This is a genomic window from Streptococcus parasanguinis (genome assembly GCF_009717775.1).
GTDB classification, from domain to species: Bacteria; Bacillota; Bacilli; order Lactobacillales; family Streptococcaceae; genus Streptococcus; species Streptococcus parasanguinis_AG.
This window is the reverse complement of record NZ_WMZF01000011.1, coordinates 49,283-59,820: the sequence shown is the minus strand read 5'-3', so window position 1 is coordinate 59,820 and position 10,538 is coordinate 49,283. Positions and strand designations below refer to the sequence as shown.

12 protein-coding genes are annotated in these 10,538 nt (G+C 44.2%); 10 read left to right on the top strand and 2 right to left on the bottom strand.

The genetic code is table 11. The features are described from left to right. Window positions 1-107: 107 nt before the first annotated feature. Complete coding sequence (locus tag GMC92_RS10425) at window positions 108-1,592, bottom strand: DUF1846 domain-containing protein (protein ID WP_003009791.1); 1,485 nt, start codon at window positions 1,590-1,592, stop codon at window positions 108-110. 446 nt (window positions 1,593-2,038) lie between these two features. Beyond that, window positions 2,039-3,103, bottom strand: a complete 1,065-nt coding sequence (gene pepA / locus GMC92_RS10420) for a glutamyl aminopeptidase (protein WP_014712788.1) — start codon at window positions 3,101-3,103, stop codon at window positions 2,039-2,041. Window positions 3,104-3,245: 142 nt separating this feature from the next. Here pepA and GMC92_RS10415 point away from each other — a divergent pair, with 142 nt between their 5' ends. From GMC92_RS10415 to GMC92_RS10370, 10 genes are all read left to right on the top strand, one after another. After that, window positions 3,246-3,536, top strand: a complete 291-nt coding sequence (locus GMC92_RS10415; protein ID WP_003004245.1) for a DUF4651 domain-containing protein — start codon at window positions 3,246-3,248, stop codon at window positions 3,534-3,536. Further along, entirely contained in the window at window positions 3,533-3,850 is a 318-nt protein-coding gene (locus tag GMC92_RS10410) for a thioredoxin family protein (RefSeq protein WP_021154296.1), read from the top strand. The genes GMC92_RS10415 and GMC92_RS10410 overlap by 4 nt, the downstream gene beginning before the upstream one ends. Window positions 3,851-3,859: 9 nt before the next feature. Then, on the top strand, window positions 3,860-4,486 hold the full coding sequence (ytpR, locus tag GMC92_RS10405) for a YtpR family tRNA-binding protein (RefSeq protein WP_070664753.1): 627 nt from the start codon (window positions 3,860-3,862) through the stop codon (window positions 4,484-4,486). A gap of 101 nt (window positions 4,487-4,587) precedes the next feature. Further along, window positions 4,588-4,983: a single-stranded DNA-binding protein gene (locus tag GMC92_RS10400; protein ID WP_003004675.1), complete on the top strand. Its 396-nt coding sequence runs from the start codon at window positions 4,588-4,590 to the stop codon at window positions 4,981-4,983. A gap of 184 nt (window positions 4,984-5,167) precedes the next feature. Continuing rightward, entirely contained in the window at window positions 5,168-6,151 is a 984-nt protein-coding gene (locus GMC92_RS10395; RefSeq protein WP_070664755.1) for a substrate-binding domain-containing protein, read from the top strand. Beyond that, window positions 6,151-7,467, top strand: coding sequence for a sensor histidine kinase (locus GMC92_RS10390; RefSeq protein ID WP_024054945.1), 1,317 nt, complete (start codon window positions 6,151-6,153; stop codon window positions 7,465-7,467). Before GMC92_RS10395 ends, GMC92_RS10390 begins: the two co-directional genes overlap by 1 nt. Before the next feature lie 5 nt (window positions 7,468-7,472). After that, window positions 7,473-8,156 (top strand): response regulator transcription factor, encoded by a 684-nt coding sequence (locus GMC92_RS10385; RefSeq protein ID WP_070664840.1) that lies wholly within the window; start codon window positions 7,473-7,475, stop codon window positions 8,154-8,156. Then, on the top strand, window positions 8,153-9,451 hold the full coding sequence (locus tag GMC92_RS10380) for an ABC transporter substrate-binding protein (RefSeq protein WP_155200312.1): 1,299 nt from the start codon (window positions 8,153-8,155) through the stop codon (window positions 9,449-9,451). Before GMC92_RS10385 ends, GMC92_RS10380 begins: the two co-directional genes overlap by 4 nt. 140 nt (window positions 9,452-9,591) lie before the next feature. Continuing rightward, window positions 9,592-10,029: a PTS sugar transporter subunit IIA gene (locus tag GMC92_RS10375; protein ID WP_024054947.1), complete on the top strand. Its 438-nt coding sequence runs from the start codon at window positions 9,592-9,594 to the stop codon at window positions 10,027-10,029. 14 nt (window positions 10,030-10,043) lie between these two features. Beyond that, a complete protein-coding gene (locus tag GMC92_RS10370; protein ID WP_000261775.1) occupies window positions 10,044-10,538 on the top strand; it encodes a PTS sugar transporter subunit IIB in 495 nt (164 codons plus the stop codon).

The following is a 10,538-nucleotide window of genomic DNA, read 5'->3' as shown; positions in this document are numbered from 1 at the left end:
TCTTCATAAGTTAATTTCATAATAAAAACACCCCAAAAGTTAGATTTTTTTCTGTCTAACTTTTGGGGTGCAGTTCACGAGCAGGGATTGTTTTTGTTTGTCTGAGTTTATTTACGATACAAGCGATCGTATTGGTAGACAGGGTCCATAGTGACGTTGATACCGAGCTTGCGAAGGACATTCTTGTCTTCGTCTGTTAGCATCACGGTTGAGTGGGCTTCGCTGCCTTTCAACTTGCCTAATTCTTGCATAGCAAGCTTAGCATCTTCGTTGCTCATGGCTGTAATGGCAAGGGCAATGAGGATCTCGTTCGAGTGAAGACGAGGGTTACGGCTACCCAAATGATTGATCTTCAAGCCTTGGATAGGTTGGACGTATTCTGGCTCGATTAATTTGGTTTCTTTATCAATATGCGCCAATTTCTTGATCGCATTGATCAAGAGGGCTGCCGTTGGACCAAAGAGATCAGAGGTTTTTCCGGTTACCATCTCGCCGTTTGGCAATTCAAGGGCCAAGGCTGGCTCACCTGTTTCTTCTTCTTTTTGGCGGGCAAGCACGGTCACTTTCCGATCATTTGGAGTAATGCCCAAATCATTCATCAAGAGCTCAATCTTCTTGACGGCTCCTTCACCGACACGTTCAGCTTTGACATCCAAGATGGTTTGGTAATAGCGACGGATGATTTCTTGTTGGGAAGCTTCAATCGCAGCGTCATTGTCCACAATGGCAAAGCCAACCATGTTGACGCCCATGTCTGTTGGAGAAGCGTAAGGGGAGGTTCCTAAGATGCGTTCCAACATGCGCTTCAAGACAGGGAAGATTTCGATATCGCGGTTGTAGTTGACCGTTGTTTCTCCATAGGTTTGGAGGTGGAAGGGATCGATCATATTGACATCGTCTAGATCTGCAGTCGCTGCTTCATAAGCCAAGTTAACTGGGTGGTGCAAAGGAAGATTCCATACTGGGAAGGTTTCAAACTTGGCATAACCTGATTTGATCCCATTTAATTGGTCATGGTACATATTGGACATACACGTTGCCAGCTTACCAGAACCAGGTCCAGGAGCTGTCACAACGACCAAATTGCGGCTAGTTTTGATGTAGTCGTTTTTCCCCATCCCTTCAGGAGAGATGATGTGGTCCATATCAGTCGGATAGCCCTTGATCGGATAGTGGAGATAAGAGGCGATCCCGCTCTTGTCCAGTTGTTTGCGAAAGGCGTCTGCTGCTGCTTGTCCAGCATATTGGGTGATGACGACAGAGCCTACAAAGATCCCTAATTCATTGAATTTGTCGATCAAGCGTAGCACTTCTTGGTCATAAGAAATTCCTAGGTCCCCACGGGCTTTTGAGTGCTCAATGTTGTTGGCGTTGATGGCAATGACAATTTCCACCTGGTCGCGCAATTCTTGGAGCAGCTTGATCTTATTGTCTGGTTCGTATCCAGGGAGGACACGAGCAGCGTGAAAGTCTTCTAACATCTTACCACCAAATTCAAGGTAGAGCTTGCCATCGAATTGGTTGATCCGCTCAATAATGTGGTCACGTTGCAAGTTCAAATACTTTTCAGAACTAAAAGCTTGTTTTTTCATGTAAAACTCCTGTATATAAGGGAAGGGTCTGCCACACAAATCCAAGGATGAGTGTTCCGTTCCCTACCATTTCATTCTTTCATATTATATCAGAAAACAGATGGAAGATAAAATATTCTAAGATACTTTCCTAAGATGAGGTTAGACATCATAGAATTTGATTGTTCAGGCATATTTTTTACATAAAATGACCTAAGTGATGCTAAACAAATAAAATGAGGTAGTCTATTAAGGTCATTGCAGGGTGCACTTAAACTTTCCGCTGTGAGAAAAGTGCCTGAAACGACTCAGTTTTAGGCACTCGGAATTATTGAGACCTCAGGCTCAATAATTAGTCTTGGAACTTCGGAGAAGTTCGCAGACGTCCGTACTCACCTAAGGAAAGTTTTTAAGAGGATTTTATCCTCGATCTGAAAGCCCCTTACGGGGCTTCAGATCGATGTTGTTTAATAGTGTTTGATCAAATCAACTGTAGAGCGATCCAATTTCTTAACCAATGCTTGTAAGAAGGCTTGCGCTTGTAAGAAATCATCCATGGCATAGAGGGTTTGGTGAGAGTGGATGTAACGTGCACAGACACCAATAGTGGTTGATGGGACTCCGCCGTTCTTCAAGTGTGCTGCACCTGCATCGGTACCACCTTTGGCACAATAGTATTGGAATTTGATGCCCGCTTCTTCAGCCGTAGTGAGCAAGAAATCCTTCATATTTGGTAGCATGATGTGACCTGGATCATAGAAGCGAAGCAGTGTTCCTTCCCCAATCGCTCCTTGGTCTCCAAAGACATCGGCTGCTGGCGAACAGTCTACAGCAAGGAAGATTTCAGGATCAAATTTAGTGGTTGAAGTGTGGGCTCCACGAAGTCCCACTTCTTCTTGAACGTTGGCCCCTACATAGAGTTCATTGTTTAAGGCTTGTCCGGAAAGGCTCTTGGCCAATTCGCTGACCATCAAGACGCCGTAGCGGTTATCCCATGCTTTAGAGATGACGTTTTTACCATTAGCAGTAAGAATCGCAGAGCTATCTGGGACCAAGGTATCTCCAGGACGGACTCCATAGCTTTCAGCTTCGGCTTTAGAGCTAAAGCCTGCATCAAAGACGATGTCGCTAATGGCAGGTACGGTTGGTCCACCTGTTCCACGTGTCAAATGAGGAGGAACAGATCCTGAAATAGCAGGGTATTCACGTCCGTCACGTGTAAAGAGTTTGAAGCGTTGGCTGCTGACGACCATCGGGTTCCAACCTCCGATTGGGACAACACGGAAAGTTCCGTCAGCTTTGATCTCGCTGATCATAAAACCAACTTCGTCCATGTGGGCAGCCACTAAGATACGAGGAGCATCGGCTGCCGTTGAGTGTTTGACCCCAAAGATCCCACCGAGACCATCTGTCACGATTTCGTCCACATGAGGGGTCAATTGTTGGCGCAAATAATCCCGTACAGGAGCTTCATGACCTGAGATAGCAGGGATTTCAGTTACTTCTTTGATTTTAGAAAATAAATCAGTCATAGGTTACCTTCTTTCTGATGCTATTTTATCACTTTTTCTACAAGGATGGTAGCGTTATTATGGAAATCAGACTCTAAAATCGGAGGGAGAGATCCAGCTTAGACCGTTGTCCCTCTGCTTATTTTGTGTTACAATAGGCACTATGAAAGCTAAAAAAATTATTTTGTCTAGTCTGGCTGTAGCAAGTGCAGGAGCTCTTGCGGCCGGTGTCTATAAAATTGCCAAAGATCAAAAGCGTCTCCGTACCCAAGAAGAGTTGGTAGCAGAAGTACGGGAGCAAATGGAAGCCATGGGGACGATTGCGACTCTGTATGTGGAACTCTACGAGTCTAGTGAAGAGCGCTTAGTAGGTGGTGTCATTTTTGAAGATGAGCGTCATTACCGCTTTGTCTATGAGGACGGTCTCTTGCATTATGAAGAGGAAAAACTATGATTACACCAAATTCTCTAGAAGAAATTGCTTCTTATGTAGAGCAAGATGGCAAGAAGGTGTTTGTCTTTTCAGCAGATTGGTGTGGGGATTGCCGTTACCTCAAACCTTTTTTGCCGGAGATTGAAGCTGAAAATCCCGAATTTACCTTTATCTTGATTGACCGAGATGCCTATATGGATCTGGCGAAAGTCTGGGATGTTTATGGAATCCCTAGTTTGGTGGTTCTGGAAAAGGATAAGGAAATCGGTCGGTTTGTCAATCGGGATCGGAAAACCAAAGCGCAGATTACAGCATTCTTAGCAGGATTAAAATAGGAGAAAATCATGATTGTAACATACAACAAAGAACAAGTCGGCGATGTCTTGATGTTGACCCTGAAAAATAGTGGGGAAGCAAAGCTAGCGGTGGAGAGAAAAGGAAAGGTGGCTCGCGTTTACCGTGAGGACAAGCAAGAAACCGTTGCCTGGAATATTTTTGACGCCTCATCTTTCTTCGCCATCGAAGGCAAGGGCCAAGTCTTTTTGACAGATGAGCAAGTGGATCGTTTGAACCAAGAATTGGAAAGAGAAGGTTTTTCAGAACGCTTGGTCAATGATCGGGAACCAAAATTTGTGGTGGGAGAAATCCTTGAAATGGTGGCCCATCCAGATAGTGACCACTTGAATATCTGCCAAGTAGCAGTTGGGGCAGATAAGACGGTTCAGATCGTAGCAGGGGCTCCAAATGCGCGTGTAGGCCTCAAGACCATTGTTGCTCTTCCAGGTGCCATGATGCCGGATGGCAGCTTGATTTTCCCAGGAGCTCTTCGTGGAGAAAAAAGCTATGGCATGATGTGCAGTCCTCGCGAATTGCACTTGCCAAATGCTCCTCAAAAACGAGGCATTATTGAATTGGATGACGCAGAAGTAGCAGGAACACCATTTGATCCTGCTCGTCACTGGCACGAATAAAGAGAAGAATCTAGGATGTTTTGGATCCTAGATTTTTTTGATTTTGGTTTGTCACCTCCATTTTTTGAAATTTTTTCGAATAAATAGATAGGAGGTAAATGATGTATAATAAAGTTATTTTAATCGGTCGCCTAGTAGCGGCCCCAGAATTGCATAAAACCAGCACAGACAAATCCGTTGCCCGAGTGACCGTTGCGGTCAATCGTCGCTACAAGGACCAAAACGGGGAGCGCGAGACTGATTTTGTCAATGTCGTTGTCTGGGGGAAATTGGCTGAAACCATGGCTAGTTATGCCAGTAAAGGGAGCCTGATCTCTTTGGATGGAGAGATTCGGACGCGCCGCTACGAGAAAAATGGGGTCATGCAGTATGTGACAGAGGTCCTCTGCCAAAGTTTTCAGTTGCTAGAGAGCCGCGCTCAGCGAGCGATGCGTGAAAATGGTGGAACGGGAGATTTAGCCGATATCATCTTAGAAGAGGAAGATCTTCCCTTTTAGGATCAAAAAAGCTGGTTCGTTTATAGACCAGCTTTTTTGATATTTGCTAGGGATTTCATTCGGGAACGACTCATTTAAAAATAAATCCAAAATATGCATCTGTACAATAAAAGCCAGCACTTTTCTTGAAAAAGTAGTAAAATAAAGTAATATATATTCAAAATTTTCAGAAAAGGAACGGAGTTTGAAAGGAAAAGAAGATAGAAATGAACGGTTGAAATGGTTGATAAAACGGGTTTTACTGGTGATTCCGGTGGCCTGCATCCTCTTGTGGATCTATGCCGTTTGTCAAACCAGTAGCATCAAGGATCAGACCAAGATCGGTGTCACCTATATGACCATGAACAATGAGTTCTATAAAAGTATTCATTCGGAAATTAGTCGAATTGCTGATGAGAGAGGGGCTCTTGTATCTGTTCGAGATCCGGAATTGGATGAAAAAAGGCAGAGCCAGCAGATCGATGATTTTTGCGCCCAAAAAGTAAATGTGATTGTGATTAATCCGGTCAAAGGGGATAGTCAGCCCATTTTAAGGGCTCTTAAAAAAGCTAGAAAACAAGGAATTAAGATCATTGCAGTTGATACCCAGCTCAAGCATTTTAAGCCGGATGCCAGCATTGTCTCCGACAACTACCAAGCAGGAGTCTTGATTGCGAAAGAGCTGATGAAACGCTCTTCAAATGCTCGGATCCTTCTCTTGGAGCACAAGGGGACTGTTTCGGCAGATACGCGGATTCAGGGATTTAAGGATACTATCAAAGGACATGGGTCATATGAGATTATCTCGGAACTAGAAACCAAGGGTCAGACGGAGATCGCTATGCCCGCTGTCCGTAAGTTCTTGCAGTCAGGGGGGAATGTCGATACTCTAGTCTCCTTGAATGACCGTTCAGCTATAGGAGCTTTAGCAGCGATCAAGGAGCAAGGGATCACCCATCCCATTGCGATCTATGGGATTGATGGCTCACCAGATATGAAAGCCTTGCTACACTCGACAGATGATGTCGTAGGAACCGTTGCCCAGTCTCCTTTGAAGATGGGAGACCGCGTGATGGAGGTCATCCAAGATATGGCTGATGGGAAGAGCTACAAAAAAGAAATAACCATTCCGGTTCAGATGATGACAAAGGAAAACATCGATCACTTTGATGTGAATGGGTGGCAGTAATGAGAAAATTTAGAGGTGTGAGATACAGTTTGGCCATTCTGATGGTCGTGAATTTTATCGCTGTGATGCTCAACAGTATCATCTATCTTCAAGCAACCAATTATATCATTGCTCAACGACAAGCTTCCCTATTAGTAGAACGCTTAGAGCGCATTCCTTTTGCGCCCTCTACAACTTTTTGGTTGTCTGCACTCTTATTTGCTGGGATTGCCTTGATTTCCATGAGTCGTTATCGGTCTCAAACGAGTCGATGGTCCATTTTTGATAAGTGGAATATTCTGGAGATCCTCCTGATGTTGCTCTTGATGTGGGTCCAAAATGTAGCTTATAACGGGCTTATTCTCTTGGTTTTTGCGGATATCTTCTATGGTTCCAAAGAGTTGAATACCAAGCGAGACCGCAAGTATTGGTTTGCGTTTATCCTAGTGAGTTTTTTGATGCTTCTTGTGACCAATTCAGACGTCTTTTCGCTTTTCTTTCCGATACCTTCTCTGGATGTCTATATTCATTTTTATCCTGCCTCCATTCGGATTCTGGCCTTTTTCTTGAAGAATTCCCTCTATGCTTTGAATATGGTGCTCTTCATTATTTCGCTTTTGTTCTATATTATGAATGTTCTTGCGGAAAACCACGAAGTGGAAGAAGAGCTGGCCATGGTTTCGAAGGTCAATACGGAATTGAACAACTATATGGCCTTGTCTGAGAAGATTGCAGAAGATCGGGAGCGTAAACGGATTGCTCGGGAGATTCACGATACCTTGGGACACGCGCTAACAGGGATCTCGGCAGGTTTAGATGCTGTTGGGGTCTTGATTGATATCGATCCCAATCGGGCAAAAGAGCAGGTAAAAAGTGTATCAGAAGTTGTCCGGGAAGGGATCCAGGATGTGAGGGGCTCTCTCAACCGCCTCCGTCCAGGTGCCCTTGAGGGACGAACCCTCAAAGATGCATTAGAAAAGATGATCCGCGAGTACCAGACGCTTTCCAACTTGCAGGTTGATTTACACTATGAATGGGTCGATGTTGATATGGACGTCATGATTGAAGATACGATCTTTCGTGTGATCCAAGAGTCTATGACCAATGCGGTTCGCCACGGTCATGCCAGTCGATTGAGCCTTCATTTTTTTGAGGATGAAGAAGATTACCTGATCGAGTTGCAGGACAATGGGGTTGGGTTTGAAACCTTGACCTATGGCTATGGGCTCAAGCAGATGATGGAGCGCATTTCCATCCTAGGAGGACAGCTTCAATTTGAAAGTCGCGATGGATTTTTCACGCGCGTCAGTTTACCGAAATATAAAGAAGGGAGATAGAGATGGTGATAAAAGTAATGGTGGCAGATGACCAGGCCTTGATTCGAGAATCTCTGAAAATTATTTTGTCAGCCCACCCCGATATCGAAGTGGTGGCCACAGTGGAAGATGGGAATCATGTCTTGTCGAGCATTCCACAGACACATCCTGACCTGATCTTAATGGATATTCGGATGCCAGGCATGGATGGGGTTTTGGCGACAAAAGAAGTCAAAGAGCACTATCCGGATATCAAAATTATTATTTTAACGACCTTTGATGATGATGAATTTATCTATAGTGCGCTCAAGTATGGTGCTTCAGGTTATCTTTTAAAGGGAGCCTCGACAGAGGAACTCTATGAAGCGATTAAGGTGGTGCATCAAGGCGGAGCCATGATCAACCCGAATATCGCTAGTAAAGTCTTTCAAATTTTCTCACAAATGGCCAAAACCAACTTCTCTATTGCTGTAGATGAGGACAATGTCAAGGATTTGAGCACGACGGAATGGCGCATTATTCAAGAAGTCGGCTATGGGGAGTCCAATAAAGAAATTGCGGCCAAACTTTTCTTGTCAGAAGGAACCGTGCGCAATTACTTATCAACGATTTTGGCGAAATTAAACCTACGAGATCGAACGCAATTAGCGATCTGGTCAGTCCAAACAGGAGTGACGAGACGTGATTTTTCTAAAGGAAATACAGAATGAAATTGAAGCGAAAGCATCTTTGTTGGGGGATCGGCCTCCTTGTTGTGCTCTGTGTGAGCGCGGGTTTTTATTGGTGGAAACAGCAACCGACCGTACTCCATATCGGCGTTTATGCAGGTTCTAGCTGGGATGTGCCGACCAGTCAACGTTCCCATGCCTTGGATCGTGCGATTCAAAAATTTGAAAAATCCCATCCCCACGTTCGTGTAGAGTATGAAAATGGGATTCCGCAGTCGGATTATTCTGACTGGCTCTCCGAAAAGATTGTCTCAGGAAAGACGCCAGATGTGTTTATGGTCTCTGAGCAAGATCTTTCCTTATTAGCAGCGCGGGGCGTATTAGAAAAGTTAAACGGCTATATGGATCGAAAAGATCAAGCTGCCTTTTATCCCGTTGCCTTTGAATCGGGTGTCTATCAGGGGCAAACCTATGCCTTACCTTATGAAAGCAATCCGATTTTGATGTGTGTCAATAAAGATCTCTTGGATAAAGAAGGTATCGCGGTTCCCAAAGAAGGCTGGACCCTTGAAGAGTTCTATACGATTTGCAAGAAACTAACCAAAGATACCAATGGGGATGGGCAATTGGATCAATTTGGGAGCACAGAATACACCTGGAAAGAAGCCTTGGCGGCAAATGGAGGTCATCTCTTCCAAGGTGGCATGCTCAAGCTGACAGCTCCAGAAGTGAAAGAGTCTTTGACTTTTCTGCAAAAATTGAAAGATCTAAATAAAAATTACAAGGTGAGCTCTAAAGATTTTGACCAGGGGAAAGTCGCCTTTTATCCCATGACCTTGGCCCAATATCGGACCTATAAACCGTATCCCTACCACGTTTCTAAATATTCAAACTTCACCTGGACCTGTATCCCGATGCCGGCTAAGTCAAAAACGACTAAGGCAACCTTGGTCACGACGACTTCTTTTGCTATGTCAGCCCGAAGTTCTCATTCCAAGTTGGCTTGGGAATTAATGCAACTCTTAACAGAGGATCCCGAAATTCAACAAACCCTCTTTGCCCAATCCCAGGGGATCTCTGTCATGCCACAGGTAGTCAAGAGTCGCTCTAGTAAAGACCTCTTGCAGGTAGATGATTTTGGGACGGATTCCTTGACCAATCAGACCTTGAACCGCATCATGGAACAAGCTGTTGAAAGTAGTCCTAAAAATGTCTCAAAAGAGGTGTTAGAAAAGTTAGATTACTTGATTGGCAATGCCTTGCGCGATCAAGATGTTGAGAACCGCTTGCCTCAAATTCAGAGGGAGATTGAAAGTAGTCTACAGGTAGGAGTTTAGAGTAAAATAAGATGGCATTTTGTCAAGTGACAGATGTCATTTTTTTATTGCTAAATGTCATATTAGGAATGTGACATTTGACAATGTAAAAACGCTTTCAAATAATCTACAATAGAGTCAAATAAAGGAGGCGTAGAAAAATGAAATACCTCGTTTTGGTCAGTCATGGCGGACTGGCAGAAGGTCTAAAAACATCACTAGCCATGTTTGCTGGTGACAAGTTGGATCAGGTCATCGCAGTTGGACTCAAAGAAGGAAAATCGGTCGATGACTTCGCAGTTGATTTCAGAGAGAGCATTTCAGGATTGACAGCTGATGATTCTGTTTTGGTCTTGGCAGATATCGTAGGTGGTAGTCCATTAACCACTGCAGCCACGGTTCTAGAAGAAGCTGGAAAGCTCGATGGAGCCTTGATCCTTGGTGGGATGAACCTCACCATGGCCTTGACGGCAGTTGTGATGAAGGATGTGTTGGAGGGAGACGATTTGTCAGCCACCATCTTATCAGAAGCACGATCTGCACTACAGCCTTTTGAAATTTCAGCCGCTGGTGCTGAAGAAGATGATGACGATATTTAATAGGGAGGTACCTTATGGTAGTAACATTTGTACGGATTGATGACCGCATGATTCACGGTCAAACAGTCACACGCTGGGCAAAGGAAAAACCATGTGATGGTTTGATTGCCGTAAATGATGCAGCAGCATCAAACAAGGTTTTGATCCAAGCTTACAAAGGCGCATCAGACAAGAAAACCTTTGTATGGACAAAGGAAGCTTTTAAAGAAAAATCAGCAAAAGTAACAGAATCAGATAGTCGTTACTTCTTGATTACCAAAAATCCAATCGATATGAAGGAAATTTTGGTCGACCAAGGGTTTGTCCCAGGTGATGTTAAAGAAATCATTGTTGGCCCTGCAAATGATCGTCCTGGAGCTGTAAAATTGGGAAATAACCAATCCATCACTCAGGAAGAAGCAGAAGCCTTCCAAGCCATTCAAGCAGCAGGCTACAAGGTGAAATTCCAATTGTTGCCAGATGTTTCCATCGGGTATTGGGATGATTTCAAATCAAAATTTGGTTTTTAA